General features: G+C 54.5%; 14 protein-coding genes. 7 read left to right on the top strand and 7 right to left on the bottom strand.

From position 1 onward, the window contains the following. Positions 1–86: 86 nt before the first annotated feature. Positions 87–554, bottom strand: a complete 468-nt coding sequence (gene bcp, locus J1782_RS12095) for a thioredoxin-dependent thiol peroxidase (RefSeq protein WP_165059358.1) — start codon at positions 552–554, stop codon at positions 87–89. A 25-nt stretch (positions 555–579) separates the two neighbouring features. Then, on the bottom strand, positions 580–1,146 hold the full coding sequence (locus tag J1782_RS12090) for a glycine cleavage system transcriptional repressor (protein WP_152327942.1): 567 nt from the start codon (positions 1,144–1,146) through the stop codon (positions 580–582). 145 nt (positions 1,147–1,291) lie between these two features. Here J1782_RS12090 and dapA point away from each other — a divergent pair, with 145 nt between their 5' ends. From dapA to ypfH, 7 genes are all read left to right on the top strand, one after another. Further along, positions 1,292–2,173, top strand: a complete 882-nt coding sequence (gene dapA, locus J1782_RS12085) for a 4-hydroxy-tetrahydrodipicolinate synthase (RefSeq protein ID WP_152327943.1) — start codon at positions 1,292–1,294, stop codon at positions 2,171–2,173. Positions 2,174–2,189: 16 nt separating this feature from the next. Beyond that, entirely contained in the window at positions 2,190–3,269 is a 1,080-nt protein-coding gene (gene bamC / locus J1782_RS12080; RefSeq protein ID WP_152327944.1) for an outer membrane protein assembly factor BamC, read from the top strand. A gap of 56 nt (positions 3,270–3,325) precedes the next feature. Further along, positions 3,326–4,039 carry a phosphoribosylaminoimidazolesuccinocarboxamide synthase gene (gene purC, locus J1782_RS12075; RefSeq protein ID WP_047608889.1) on the top strand — a complete coding sequence of 238 codons (714 nt, stop codon included), beginning with the start codon at positions 3,326–3,328 and terminating at the stop codon, positions 4,037–4,039. A 226-nt stretch (positions 4,040–4,265) separates the two neighbouring features. Further along, positions 4,266–5,144: a neutral zinc metallopeptidase gene (locus tag J1782_RS12070; RefSeq protein WP_217153232.1), complete on the top strand. Its 879-nt coding sequence runs from the start codon at positions 4,266–4,268 to the stop codon at positions 5,142–5,144. Between the two features lie 114 nt (positions 5,145–5,258). Then, complete coding sequence (locus J1782_RS12065) at positions 5,259–5,711, top strand: DUF441 domain-containing protein (RefSeq protein WP_101075569.1); 453 nt, start codon at positions 5,259–5,261, stop codon at positions 5,709–5,711. Positions 5,712–5,721: 10 nt separating this feature from the next. Continuing rightward, a complete protein-coding gene (locus J1782_RS12060; protein WP_217153231.1) occupies positions 5,722–7,761 on the top strand; it encodes a tRNA(Met) cytidine acetyltransferase TmcA in 2,040 nt (679 codons plus the stop codon). A gap of 108 nt (positions 7,762–7,869) precedes the next feature. Further along, positions 7,870–8,520: an esterase gene (gene ypfH / locus J1782_RS12055; RefSeq protein WP_152327947.1), complete on the top strand. Its 651-nt coding sequence runs from the start codon at positions 7,870–7,872 to the stop codon at positions 8,518–8,520. A gap of 67 nt (positions 8,521–8,587) precedes the next feature. Here the strand turns inward: ypfH and J1782_RS12050 are convergent, their stop codons facing one another. The 5 genes from J1782_RS12050 to dapE all read right to left on the bottom strand — a co-directional run bounded on the left by J1782_RS12050 (position 8,588) and on the right by dapE (position 13,091). Next, positions 8,588–9,688 (bottom strand): phosphoserine transaminase, encoded by a 1,101-nt coding sequence (locus J1782_RS12050; RefSeq protein ID WP_217153230.1) that lies wholly within the window; start codon positions 9,686–9,688, stop codon positions 8,588–8,590. Between the two features lie 2 nt (positions 9,689–9,690). Beyond that, positions 9,691–10,962 carry a RimK family alpha-L-glutamate ligase gene (locus J1782_RS12045; RefSeq protein ID WP_217153229.1) on the bottom strand — a complete coding sequence of 424 codons (1,272 nt, stop codon included), beginning with the start codon at positions 10,960–10,962 and terminating at the stop codon, positions 9,691–9,693. A gap of 129 nt (positions 10,963–11,091) precedes the next feature. Continuing rightward, entirely contained in the window at positions 11,092–11,277 is a 186-nt protein-coding gene (locus J1782_RS12040) for a YpfN family protein (protein WP_152327950.1), read from the bottom strand. A gap of 15 nt (positions 11,278–11,292) precedes the next feature. Beyond that, positions 11,293–11,967, bottom strand: a complete 675-nt coding sequence (locus tag J1782_RS12035) for a M15 family metallopeptidase (protein ID WP_217153228.1) — start codon at positions 11,965–11,967, stop codon at positions 11,293–11,295. Next, positions 11,964–13,091: a succinyl-diaminopimelate desuccinylase gene (dapE, locus tag J1782_RS12030; RefSeq protein ID WP_165059374.1), complete on the bottom strand. Its 1,128-nt coding sequence runs from the start codon at positions 13,089–13,091 to the stop codon at positions 11,964–11,966. The genes J1782_RS12035 and dapE overlap by 4 nt, the downstream gene beginning before the upstream one ends.

Raw genomic sequence — 13,091 nt, 5'->3', positions numbered from 1 at the left:
GCAGCAATAAAAAAAGCGCGTCTGCGCTTTTTTATTTTCCACTACCGTAAGCCAACTTTGTGATGGTGCGAAGGTTACCGGTTGGCTCAATTGCCGTTGAGGTAAGCCATCACAATGTCGTGGTGGTTGGTAGTTTTGAAGTCGTCGAAGACTTTCTCAACGTTGCCATTCCCGTCGAGCAGGAAGCTGATGCGATGGATGCCGTCGTAGGTTTTCCCCATAAAGGATTTTTCACCCCAGACGCCAAACTGTTCGCAAACCTGATGATCTTCATCGGACAGCAATGTGAAGTTCAGCAGTTCTTTTTCTGCGAAGCGTGACAGTTTTTCTGGCTTATCAGTGCTGATCCCCAGCACTTCAACGCCTGCGCTTTTCAACTGATCCATGTTGTCGCGAAGACCACAAGCCTGCACGGTGCAGCCCGGCGTCATCGCTTTAGGGTAGAAATAGACCAGGACTTTCTGTCCCTGGAAGTCGGCCAGATTAATTTGTTCACCATCTTGATCGGGCAAACTAAATTGCGGCGCAGGGTCACCGGCTTTCAGTGGGCTCATTGTCTTTCTCCGTATCTCTTAGCTGTTACTGCAGTTTATCTTCATTCTCAGAATAACTAACGACGTTAATACTGCCTTGCGCTTTCAGTTCTGTACATAGCTGATGGAACGCTTGCTCAATAATTGCCGGGTCGGTATTGGCGGCACTGTGCGCGGTCATCTGAATAGATAACTGCGCAGGCGTGGTCGCATCGGCCGGACGTGTTTTTGACGCAAGTTCGGCGATATTCATCTGATGTGTATCGAATAAATCAGTAAAACGCTCAATCAGATGAGGGGAGTCTTTAACATCCACTTTTACCCAAACCGTCGCAGGCATCGGCGGGCGTTCATGTGCGCTGGTACGCTTCATCACGATCAATAATTCCAGCTCAGCGCCTTTCTGCGGCAGGGTGGATTCAATCAGCGTGATGGCATTCCAGCTGCCGGAAAGCAGCATAATAAACGTAAATTCATCGCCGAGCATCGCCAGACGGCTGTCTTCGATATTACAGCCGCAGCTGCTGACCTGGCGGGTGATGGTGTTCACGATACCCGGACGATCGGCACCTAATGCGGTAATAACCAGATAATGTTGTTGTGGCTGCGGCAAATTGTGTCTTCCTGTCGTGCTTGGGAGTATTCCCAAGGTAAACATAAAAAAAACCGCCGGACAAGCGCTTACCGCTCGTTGTTTGCTTGCTTTTGCAGTGGTGTCAAAAGTACCATGAGTGACCTGTTTGTGGAGGGGAAGGTCAATGTTTACGGGAAGTATTGTTGCACTGGTTACGCCGATGGACACCAAAGGTGCTGTCGATCGCGCGAGTCTGAAAAAACTGATTGATTATCATGTGTCCAGTGGTACTGCGGCGATCGTTTCCGTTGGCACGACCGGTGAGTCGGCAACGTTAAGCCATGAAGAGCACGGTGACGTGGTTCTTCAGACGCTGGAACTGGCCGATGGGCGCATTCCTGTTATCGCCGGGACCGGGGCAAATGCCACCGCTGAAGCGATTTCTCTTACACAACGCTTTGAAAATAGTGGCGTTGTTGGCTGCCTGACAGTCACTCCCTATTACAATCGCCCGACGCAGGAAGGCCTGTATCAGCATTTCAAAGCGATTGCTGAAAACACGTCTCTGCCGCAAATTCTCTATAACGTGCCTTCACGTACCGGCTGCGATATGTTGCCGCCGACCATCGCGCGTTTAGCAAAATTGAAGAATATTGTTGCTGTTAAAGAGGCAACAGGGAACTTAAGTCGTGTTAGTCAGATCCAAGTGCTGGTTGATGATGAAGATTTCATTCTGCTGAGCGGCGATGACGCCAGCGGTCTGGACTTTATGCAACTCGGCGGCAAGGGCGTCATTTCCGTCACTGCCAACGTAGCTGCCCGTGAAATGGCTCAACTGTGTGAGCTGGCGGCCTCCGGTAACTTTGCCGAAGCGCGTCGCCTGAATCAGCGCCTGATGCCGTTGCATCAGCATTTGTTTGTAGAAGCAAACCCAATCCCGGTGAAATGGGCCTGTAAGGCACTGGGTTTGATGGCAACCGATACTCTGCGTCTGCCTATGACGCCGTTAACAGATGCTGCCCGTCCGGTCGTGGAAGAAGCATTAAAAAGCGCCGGTTTGCTGTAACTCTTAGGAAGATTTGATGGCCTCTTTATTTGACAAGAATAGTTTCCAGATGACCCATTTGCAGAAGTCTGCCGTAGCAAAAGTGGTCGGGGTTTCCCTGATTATGTTGCTGGCCGCTTGTTCAAGCGATCAACGTTATAAGCGCCAGGTAAGCGGCGATGAAGCTTATCTGGATGCCCCTGCGCTGCATGATCTGAAAGCGCCAGCGGGCATGATTTTACCGGTTCAGAACGGTACGTATGAAATTCAGGCCGGTTCAATGCAGGGCGCTGTCGGCAAACAACTCGACATTCGTCCGCCGTCCCAGCCGCTGGCCTTACTGAACGGTTCTCAGACCCAGTTCTCTGGCGACAGCAGCACCGTACTGCTGGAAAACACGCCGCAAAACCGCGACCTGTGGAACAGCGTAGTGAAAGCCGTTGAGCAAAATAATTACAAAATTGCTAACCGCGATGATGCTAACCAGACTCTGACCACTGATTTCGTTAACTGGAATCGTGCCGATGAAGACTTCCAGTATCAGGGCCGTTATCAGATCAGCGTGAAACAGCAGAGCTACCAGTTAGCGCTGACCGTGAAAACGCTTGAGCTGAAACAGCAGGATAAAGCGGTCACAACCACAGCTGAAATCCAGCGTTACAACAGCCAGATGATGAACACCATCACGGCGAATCTGGATAAAGTGCAGCAGGATACTCAGGCACGCCTCGACAACCGTCGTGTGGGTGAGATTGATGTCCAGAGCGGTGCGGATGATACCGGTTTACCGGTGCTGATCGTTCGTTCAACGTACGGCGTAGTGTGGGATCGCCTGCCGAATGCCCTGGCGAAAGCTGGCATGAAAGTCACCGACAGCAGCCGTCCGCAGGGCACCTTGTCCGTGACCTACAAACCACTAAACGACGACGCGTGGCAGACACTGGGTGCGAAAGATCCGGGCCTCACTTCCGGTGATTACAAACTTCAGGTCGGCGACCTCGATAACCGTAGTAGCTTGCAGTTCCTTGATCCGAAAGGACATGCTCTCAGCCAGTCGCAAAACGACGCGATGGTGGCGGTCATGCAGGCCGCGTTTAGCCAGAGCAGCGCAAAATAATACCAAGGGGCTCCGGCCCCTTTTTACATCTGTTTTTTCCACTGGAGTAAGTAAAGATGCAAAAGTTAGCTGAGTTGTATCGCGGCAAGGCGAAAACCGTCTACACCACCGAAAACCCGGACCTGCTGGTACTGGAGTTCCGTAACGATACGTCAGCACTGGATGGTCAGCGTATTGAGCAGTTCGACCGTAAAGGGTTGGTTAACAACAAATTTAACCATTTCATCATGGCTAAGCTGGAAGAAGCGGGTATCCCAACGCAAATGGAACGCCTGTTGTCTGACACCGAAGTGCTGGTGAAAAAACTGGATATGGTCCCGGTTGAATGCGTTATCCGTAACCGTGCTGCGGGTTCGCTGGTAAAACGTCTGGGCATTGAAGAAGGTCTGGAACTGAACCCGCCATTGTTCGATCTGTTCCTGAAAAACGACGCGATGCACGACCCGATGGTCAATGAGTCCTACTGCAAGACCTTTGGCTGGGTAAACGAGGAAAACCTCGCGCGCATGAAAGAGCTGAGCTACAAAGCGAACGACGTTCTGAGCAAACTGTTTGACGATGCAGGTCTGATCCTGGTCGACTTCAAACTGGAGTTCGGTCTGTTCAACGGTGAAGTTGTACTGGGTGATGAATTCTCCCCGGACGGCAGCCGCCTGTGGGATAAAGAAACCCTGAACAAAATGGATAAAGACCGTTACCGCCAGAGCCTCGGTGGCCTGATCGAAGCGTACGAAGAAGTTGCGCATCGCATCGGTGTAAAACTGGACTAAGCGACCGCTATTTTTTTAGCGGGGCTGCGCAATCGTTTACGCGGTGCAGCCCGGTGTTCAACGGGTGATGAAAATCATCACCCGCTCTTTTCTTTACGTTTTATTTTCCCTTTTCCTCACTGTTTTATTTCATTTAAATATTCCTCGCCTAAAATTACGTCCCTTCGCAGATGGTATTAATCGTGTGCGCTGGCTAGTCTTTAAAAAAACAGTCTGGAGGTGGGGTATGCGTTGGCAAGGGCGTCGCGAAAGCGACAATGTAGAAGACAGACGCGGAGAAGGAGCTAACGGCGGGCCGGGAATGGGCGGTGGCGGAATGCGCCTGCCTATACGTGGCAAAAGCGGCATTGTGATTATTATCGTCGTACTGGTGGCCGGTTATTACGGCATCGACCTGACGCCGCTGATTGACGGCGGTCAGTCCGGCGACATACAGCGTCAGACGCAATCGCAATCCATCAGCCCGAAAGATGACGAGCAGGCGAAATTCACGTCCGTGATCCTCGCGTCAACAGAAGACACCTGGAAAGAAATATTTCAGAAAGAGGGGATGACCTACCGCGAGCCAAAACTGGTGATGTACCGCGACGCAACCCGAACCGGGTGTGGCACCGGTCAGTCGGTCATGGGGCCTTTTTATTGCCCGGCGGACAGCACGGTTTACATCGATCTTTCTTTCTATCAGGATTTGCAGAATAAGCTCGGCGCGGGCGGCGATTTTGCGCAGGGTTATGTGGTCGCGCACGAAGTCGGTCACCATGTGCAAAACCTTCTGGGCACCGAGCGTAAAGTTCGTCAGATGCAGCAGGGCGCTTCGCAAACTGTGGTGAATCAGCTTTCCGTAAAAATGGAACTTCAGGCCGACTGTTACGCCGGTGTCTGGGGCCACGCGATGCAGCAGCAAAACGTGCTTGAAGAAGGCGATTTAAAAGAAGCGCTGGATGCCGCGCAGGCGATCGGCGATGACCGTTTGCAACAGCAAAGCCAGGGGCGCGTCGTGCCGGACAGCTTTACGCACGGCACGTCTCAACAACGCTACACCTGGTTTAAACGCGGGTTCGACACCGGTAATCCTGACCAGTGCAACACCTTCGCCAGCCGCTGATTAAGTGAGAATAAGCTCTGGTCTGCCAGTAAAAACTGTTCAATAATCAATGTCCGACTTTGAGAGGCTCACTGAGCCTCTCTTTCATCTGCATGTTGAACCGCTGGGAACGCCATGGCTTTTCTCGATCCAACCCTTTTAATTCTGCTCGTTTTTGCCGGTCTCGGAATTATCAGTCACAACAGTGCCGTCACTATCGCAATGTTTTTTCTCCTGACGGTGCGCATTACACCGCTCAATAATTTCTTTCCTTGGATCGAAAAATACGGCCTTACTATCGGCATTATTATTTTAACCATCGGGGTGATGGCACCGATTGCCAGCGGCAAAATCAGCGCCAGTACCGTGGTTCACTCTTTCTTCCACTGGAAATCCATTCTGGCGATCCTGGTGGGCGTGCTGGTGTCATGGCTGGGCGGACGCGGTTTGACGCTGATGGGCAGTCAGCCGCATCTGGTGGCGGGTCTGCTGGTCGGGACGGTGCTGGGCGTGGCGATGTTTAAAGGCGTTCCGGTCGGGCCGCTGATTGCGGCAGGTCTGCTGTCGATGCTGGTGGGAAAAACCTGAGCGGTAACCCATGGATATTGCGCTAAAAAATACCCTGCAACAGCAGATGCTTGAACAGGGCGTTCGCCGTCTGCTGGTTTTCAGCGGCGAGGCCGCGTGGTGTGCCGCACAGGCGGAGCAGTTCGCGCAAGGGCAACCTGGCGACTGGGTGTGGGTCAGCGGAAATTCCCCGGCAGGCGCGCAGTCTGTGACTTTTTCTGCGGTACACACGTTGCTGGGACAGGAAAAACTGCACGGCATATTCGACGCGCGAACCGGGCTGAATGCCGACGCGCTGGCGGTGTTTTCCGGCATTCTGAAAGCGGGAAGCTGGCTTATTTTACTGGTGCCGGAATGGGATGAGTGGCCGCAGCGTCCTGATGCCGACAGTCTGCGCTGGAGCGAACAGCCGCAGGCGATCCCGGCTCCGCGTTTTATCCAACGTTTTCAAACTTTACTGCGTCGCCATCCGGAAATTTCCGTGTGTCGCCAGAATGCGCCTTTAGCCATTCCACCTTTATCGCCCGCCGTTGCGTGGATACCGCCCGACGGCCAGCCAACGCCTCAGCAGCATCTGATTTTGCAACAGCTGCTGAGCGCGGACTCCGGCGTCTGGGTGCTGACGGCACCGCGCGGTCGCGGCAAATCAACGCTGGCCGGCATGCTCGCCAGTCGCTGGCCGGGTATCTGCCGGATTACCGCGCCGGGTAAAGCGTCCGCAAATCAAATCCTCAGTCATCTTCCGGAATCGGCCTGTTTTATCGCACCGGATGCCTTGCTTGCATTAGGTGACACCGGGCCGGTGACGGACGCCGACTGGCTGATAATCGATGAAGCGGCGGCGATCCCCGCACGGATGCTCTCGGCGCTGATTGCCGCGTTTCCCCGCGTTTTACTTTCCACCACGGTTCACGGCTATGAAGGCACAGGCCGCGGTTTTCTGCTGAAATTCTGCGCCTCGCTGCCGCACTGGCATGATTTACGTCTGACCGAACCGGTCCGCTGGTCCGCAGGCGACCTGCTGGAGCCGTTCATCAGCGAGTTATTGCTGTTTTCGGAAGAAATTCCCGCCGGAGATACCACGACAGCAACGTCCGAAATATTCTCCATCGATGCCGGTGACTGGCTGCGTGAACCTGCGCTTTTGCAGCAGTTTTACGGTTTACTGACCAGCGCGCACTACCGCACCTCTCCGCTGGATTTACGCCGCCTGCTCGATGCACCTGGCATGATTTTCAGTGCCGCCCGGCAGAAAAGCACGCTGACCGGTGCGCTGTGGCTGGTGGAAGAGGGCGGGCTGAGTGCGGAACTGGCGCATGAAGTCTGGGCCGGAAGGCGGCGTCCGCGCGGGAACCTGGTCGCACAATCTCTTGCTGCGCACGCCGGTTTCCCGCAGGCGGCGGTTTTGCGTTCGCGCCGCATCAGCCGTATTGCTGTTCATCCGGCGTTCCGGCGTCAGGGAATTGCCAGCGAGTTGCTGATGCAGCAAAAACACAGCGCGCAGCAACAGAGGCTGGATTTTATGTCGGTCAGTTTCGGGTATACCGATGAACTCGCCGCGTTGTGGCAGCAGGCCGGTTTTCGTCTGGTCCGCGTGAGTTCGCAGAAAGAGGCCAGCAGCGGATGTTACGCCGCGATGGCGCTGTTACCGTTAAGCGATGCCGGAAAGGCGCTGACGGATGCCGCAGAGTCGCAGCTCAACCGCGACTGGCGCTGGCTGGCACCGCAGATTGACCGCCAGCTGCCGCTCCCGTTAACGGGCGATTTATCATTAGATGAAGCCGACTGGCGCGAACTGGCCGGATTTGCGTTTGCGCACCGGCCGCTGGAAAGCAGTTTACCGGCGCTGAACCGCCTCTTACTGCAACTTTCCCTGCCGCTGGTCGCCCTGCGCGCTTACCTGCAACAGGGGAAAAGTGTCGCCGACATTGTGCAGATGCTGCGGCTGAATGGCCGGAAAGACCTGCTGGTCCGCTGGCGTCAGGAAACGGCGCAGGCGCTGAAAGCCACGGATGCGACGGCGTGTGAAATTTGGCGTCGGCGGGCAATTTCCCTGCACACTGGCGATTAAATCAACGGTTTTATTGCAAAAAATGGAAAGACTCGTTCAATAAAACCCGATTTCACTGACCGGCGGGCGGCGTATAGTAAGGCCATTAACCTACAACGGGAGAAATTCATGAGCTCAGAACAGATTATTGTCCAGCAACCGGAAGAAAGAGCTAACCAGCTGATTTTACTGTTTCATGGCGTGGGCGATAACCCGATTTCCATGGGTGAGATCGGCAAGTTTTTTGCGCTTTCTTTTCCACAGGCGCAGGTTATCAGCGTCGGCAGCCCGGACATCTGTGATTTTGGCCGTGGCTTCCAGTGGTTCTCCGTGCAGGGCGTGACGGAGCAAAACCGTCAGCCGCGTGTCGACGCGGCGATGCCCGCATTCGTCGAAATTGTCCGCGACTGGCAGCAGAAAACCGGCGTGCCGCCGGAACATACCACGCTGATTGGTTTTTCTCAGGGGACCATCATGGCGCTGGAATCCACCAAAGTGGAAGAACATCTGGCTTCGCGCATTGTGGCTTTCAGCGGACGTTTCTCCGTCCTGCCGGAAAAACCGATTTCTGCCGGTACGGTGGTGCATTTTATTCACGGTGAACAGGATCCGGTGATTAACCCGTTCCAGTCAAAAAGTGCCGCTGAGCGCCTCAAATCATTAGGCTGCGATTGCACCCTGAATCTTCAGCCGGGCATGGGCCACGGGCTGGATTCACACATGATCAATACCGCGATTGCGCATTTGAAAAACTACGAACCGAAGTCTCATCAGCACTGATTTTTACCCGTAAAAAAGCCCCCGCCTGTTGATCAGTTGGGGGCTTTTTTATTGAAATCACAGAGGTTTATTTGCGGTTATGACGCAGGAAGTCATCCATGAAGTTGGTCAGTTTCTCTGCCGCTGGCAGTGAAAGCGCGTTGTAGATTGAGGCGCGGATCCCGCCAATGGCGCGATGCCCCACCAGACCTGAGAAACCGGCTTCATGGCTTTCTGCCAGGAATTTTTGCTCCAGCGTCTCATCCGGCAATTTAAACGCCACGTTCATTTGTGAACGGTCTTCCTTGCTGCTCCAGCCTTTGTAAAAACCGTCGCTGTTATCAAGCATCGCATACAGCAATTCGGCTTTATGGCGGTTGGTTTGGGCCATATTTTCCAGACCGCCTACGTCATTGAGCAGCCAGCGGGTGACCAGCAGAACCACGTAAATCGCAAAAACTGGCGGCGTATTCAGGTTGGAATGGGATTCAACCTGACGACGGTAGTTGAGGAATGTCGGCAGTTCGTCAGAGGAGGCTTTCACCACGGTGTCATGCACCAGCACAATCGTCACACCGGCCGGGCCGATGTTTTTCTGGGCATGGGCGTAAATCACCGAGAATTTATTAGCATCGCACGGTTTAGACAGGAAATCAGAGGACATATCGCAGACGCGAGGCACATCATCGCGGCCCACAACACGCTGGAATTGCAGCCCTTCCACGGTTTCGTTCGAAACGTAATGCAGATACGGCGCGTCCGGTGAAAAATCCAGCTCGCCATCAGATGGCAGACGGTTAAAACCACAGGACTCACCGCTCCACAGCACTTTTACCGGGCCTTCGCGACGCGCTTCGGTCACAACCTTGCTGCTCCAGTAACCGGTATCCAGATATTCAGCCGCATGTTTCTGGCCGCGAAGTAACGTCATCGGTACCATGGAAAACTGCTGCGTGGCGCCGCCTTGCAGAAACAGAATATGGAAATCCTGAGACAAGCCGAGCAGGGTACGGATGTTATTTTCCGTTTCTTCGACGACGGCAGCGAACCAGTCTGAGCGGTGGCTGATCCCGAGGATCGACAGGCCAACCTCCGGCACTTCTTTGATGGCGGCCTCGACCTGCGCCAGAACCGTTTCCGGCAATGCGCCGGGACCACCAGAGAAATTCAGGGCGTTACGTGAAATCATGCTTATTCTTGTCCTGTTAGCGCATCAGCGGAAGTGTCGGCGTGCGCAAAGGCACGGGATAACAGCAACTCGCGGCATGCTGTTTTAACTTTATTCATATGGATTTGTTTGTGCGGGAACATGACTTCCAGATCCATGGCGTGAACCACCATTGCCGGGTCAATTTCAAAGACCAGCAATGAGCCGTCGGGCGCTTCGCTGCAATCAATCCCGACATAATCGAGTTGGGTTGTGTCATAAATGGCCTTCAGCGCGGCGTGGTGGCGCGCGGCGAATTCGTGGAAATTCGTCAGGAAGGCCGCTTCTTCTTCACGTTTTTTGTGATCTTCATACATCGCCGCGTTGACGTAATGCACCATCCAGTGCGACGAAATAGCCATATGGCAGGCGTAAGGTTTACCGTCGATCAGCGATATACGGTATTTACGGAACTGGCCGTCCGCGTTGCTGTAATCGATGAATTTCGACAGGAAATAATCTTCAACGCCAACGCGCGCAAGGTAATCCGCCAGTTCGTCCTGCCGGGTGATTTTCTCCAGACCGTGGCCACCGTGCGAACCTGCGGGGCGCAGGATAACCGGGAAATCACTGCCCGGTAACGCATCGCTCAGCGTCATTTGCCCGCTTGCGACCGCAGTAAGCAGGGCGTGCGTCACCGGATGCGCCTGCGCGATGGTGAGCCCCGGTTTGTTTTGTAAAACGCGGCTGGCGATGTGGCGTTCTGAATGAGGAATGCACTCGGGAGCGTTGATCACCGGCACCGGCCACTGGCAGGTCACGGTTTCCAGTTGTTGCAACAGGAACAGATTATCGGTGGTCGCGCTGATGCCAATCATCAGCAGGTCATGTTCAGGAATGGGCGCTTCAAACGGTGCTTCCGGCGTGATGTAGTAATAAATCAGGTCGATGTCGCTGTTTTCCAGCAGACAGTCGAGGGGCACGTTGGCGGACAGCGTACCGGGCACCATCAGCATCAGTAAACGCAGTTTTGCCGGTTTTTGCACCGCGCTGAGGGTATAAACCTGCTGCATCGCCAGCGCCTGATTCTGGATAGCCAGGCCAAGATCGGTGCGTTGCAGGCACAGCATCACCGTGGAAAGGTTCATCCACAAAATGGCATCATCAGGATTTTGCTGCGCACGTGTGACCAGTTCCTGCGCGATCGCGGTGCACTCGTCACCGGCTATGCTCATGCGTAAAAATGGAGCAAGCCCCAGAAATTGCGTGGCGTCGGCTGTCGCCTGCTCTGGTGTCGGGGTTGTTAAAGTTGGCAAAGGACTCGTCTCTCCGTACGTCAGTTTCACGTCACATGATACTGGCCGGAGAGAGAGTCAATCGGCGGAGAATCGCTACATAATCCGCCGACTAATATTGATTAGGTTTTGTAGCCGTGCTGACCGGTGTTACTTTTTCTTTGGCCAGTCATCGTCTTTATCCCACTCGGCATTGTTGTCGCGATGCGGTGGAAGTTCAGGTTTATCTTTCAGGTATTTCTTCACGTCCACACGACGTAACTCTTTCATCCCGCTGATAAACATGCCGATCAGAATGATCAGAACGATCCACCAGTAATCTTTAATCCACTCCATGGCGTGCTCCTTAATTTATGTAGGGTTTAGGGCGATAAAACGCAGAAAAATTGTCGCTATCTCACTGATGACCCAGTCAGAACCGGCGATATCCTGGCCCTGCCACGCGCTGATTAGCACCTCCGGCGTCAGCTGTGATTCGCACTGCTGTGCCAGAGGACGATAACTCAGGTGCCAGGGTTCAACGGCAACGCCGCCACGATCCTGTGCAAAAGGCCGGTAAAAGCCAAATGCTTCCATGTGTGCCGACATCCAGAGGTTCAGCGGATGAAAATAGCCGTTTTCCTCGTATTCCCACGGCTCCAGTTGCAGCGTCCGGCCTTCCGGAAGCAGAGACGGATCGTAAACATCCAGATCGCTGCCCCAGTGGTGGCGGCTTGCGCCCGGTAGTGCCGACCAGCGCAGGATCAGTTCACAACGTTCAGCGGCAGACAACGTGCTGATGTCCACCGGCTGGCTGTTCTTATCTAATACTGGTCGCTCGCCGCGAAATTTGCCATTCCAGAGGGCCTGCTGGCGACTGAAATCACGAAAAGTACTGGCTGGCTGCAAATTAAACCCGGCCTGTGCCGCTGCTTTTTGCATTTCTGCAAAGGCACCAGCGGCGGCTTTTTGTAACCGGTGCGGGCCTTCGCCCAATGTGACCAGATGCGCGTCTGAGCGGCCGGTCAGCATTTCGTGGCTGATCATGCGACTAACTGTTCCATGATGCGCTGATACATACGGCTGAGAACCTGCAAATCGGCGGCATGTACGCATTCGTTGATTTTGTGGATGGTGGCATTCACCGGTCCCAGTTCAACCACCTGAGCGCCCATCAGCGCGATGAAACGCCCGTCGGAAGTTCCGCCGGTGGTTTGCAGTTCTGGCGTGATTTCGCTGTAGTGGCGAACGGCATTCACGACGGCGTCAACCAGTTCACCGCGGGACGTCAGGAACGGCTGGCCGGACACCACCCAGTTCAGGGTGTACTGAAGATTGTGGCGATCCAGCAGTTCAGCGACGCGCTGCTTAATGATGGCATCGGTCAGTTCCGTGCTGAAACGGAAGTTAAACTGCACATACAGCTCGCCGGGGATCACGTTATTGCTGCCGGTACCGGCATTGATATTGGCGATTTGCATGCTGGTCGGCGGGAAGAATTCGTTGCCGTTATCCCAGACCGTAGCGACCAGTTCGTTGAGCGCAGGCATGGCGCGGTGCACCGGATTATCGGCCAGATGCGGATAGGCAACATGCCCCTGAACGCCATGCACGTGCAGGTTAGCGGTCATCGAGCCGCGACGGCCATTTTTCACAATATCGCCCACGCGCGTGGTGCTGGACGGCTCGCCGACCAGGCAAAAATCCAGGCGCTCTTTGCGTTCCATCAGGGCGTTAACCACTTTGACGGTGCCGTTCACGGCGCTGGCTTCTTCATCGGAAGTAATCAGAAACGCCAGACGGCCTTTGTGATTCGGGTTTGCTGCCACAAAGCGTTCTGCCGCGACCACCATCGCCGCCAGCGAACCTTTCATATCGGCAGCGCCACGGCCATACAGCATGCCATCGCGCAGGGTTGGCTCGAACGGGCCGGTTACCCACAGATTGTGATCGCCGGTCGGTACGACGTCAGTGTGCCCGGCAAATGCCAGGGTTTTGCCTTCACCGCGTGTCGCCCAAAAATTGAGGGTATCGCCAAAATTCATCGGCTCAACGTGAAAACCAATGGCCTGCAGGCGGGCAATCATAATTTCCTGGCAGCCTGCATCGTCCGGGCTGAGGGAAGGGCGGCGGATTAACTGCTGGGCTAAATCGAGAACCGGACAACTCAT

Origin of the sequence: Rahnella sp. BCC 1045, from assembly GCF_019049615.1 — a bacterium.
GTDB lineage: Bacteria > Pseudomonadota > Gammaproteobacteria > Enterobacterales > Enterobacteriaceae > Rahnella > Rahnella contaminans.
The sequence above is the reverse complement of the archived record's forward strand: the minus strand, read 5'-3'. Positions and strand labels throughout refer to the sequence as shown.

Bases quoted from the DNA above. Each gene is read 5' to 3' on its own strand.
- purC (WP_047608889.1), top strand. From the start codon at position 3,326: ATGCAAAAGTTAGCTGAGTTGTATCGCGGCAAGGCGAAAACCGTCTAC.
- J1782_RS12035 (WP_217153228.1), bottom strand. From the start codon at position 11,967: ATGATCAGCCACGAAATGCTGACCGGCCGCTCAGACGCGCATCTGGTC.
- J1782_RS12070 (WP_217153232.1), top strand. From the start codon at position 4,266: ATGCGTTGGCAAGGGCGTCGCGAAAGCGACAATGTAGAAGACAGACGC.
- J1782_RS12065 (WP_101075569.1), top strand. From the start codon at position 5,259: ATGGCTTTTCTCGATCCAACCCTTTTAATTCTGCTCGTTTTTGCCGGT.
- bamC (WP_152327944.1), top strand. From the start codon at position 2,190: ATGGCCTCTTTATTTGACAAGAATAGTTTCCAGATGACCCATTTGCAG.
- dapA (WP_152327943.1), top strand. From the start codon at position 1,292: ATGTTTACGGGAAGTATTGTTGCACTGGTTACGCCGATGGACACCAAA.
- J1782_RS12040 (WP_152327950.1), bottom strand. From the start codon at position 11,277: ATGGAGTGGATTAAAGATTACTGGTGGATCGTTCTGATCATTCTGATC.
- ypfH (WP_152327947.1), top strand. From the start codon at position 7,870: ATGAGCTCAGAACAGATTATTGTCCAGCAACCGGAAGAAAGAGCTAAC.
- bcp (WP_165059358.1), bottom strand. From the start codon at position 554: ATGAGCCCACTGAAAGCCGGTGACCCTGCGCCGCAATTTAGTTTGCCC.
- dapE (WP_165059374.1), bottom strand. From the start codon at position 13,091: ATGAGTTGTCCGGTTCTCGATTTAGCCCAGCAGTTAATCCGCCGCCCT.
- J1782_RS12060 (WP_217153231.1), top strand. From the start codon at position 5,722: ATGGATATTGCGCTAAAAAATACCCTGCAACAGCAGATGCTTGAACAG.
- J1782_RS12050 (WP_217153230.1), bottom strand. From the start codon at position 9,688: ATGATTTCACGTAACGCCCTGAATTTCTCTGGTGGTCCCGGCGCATTG.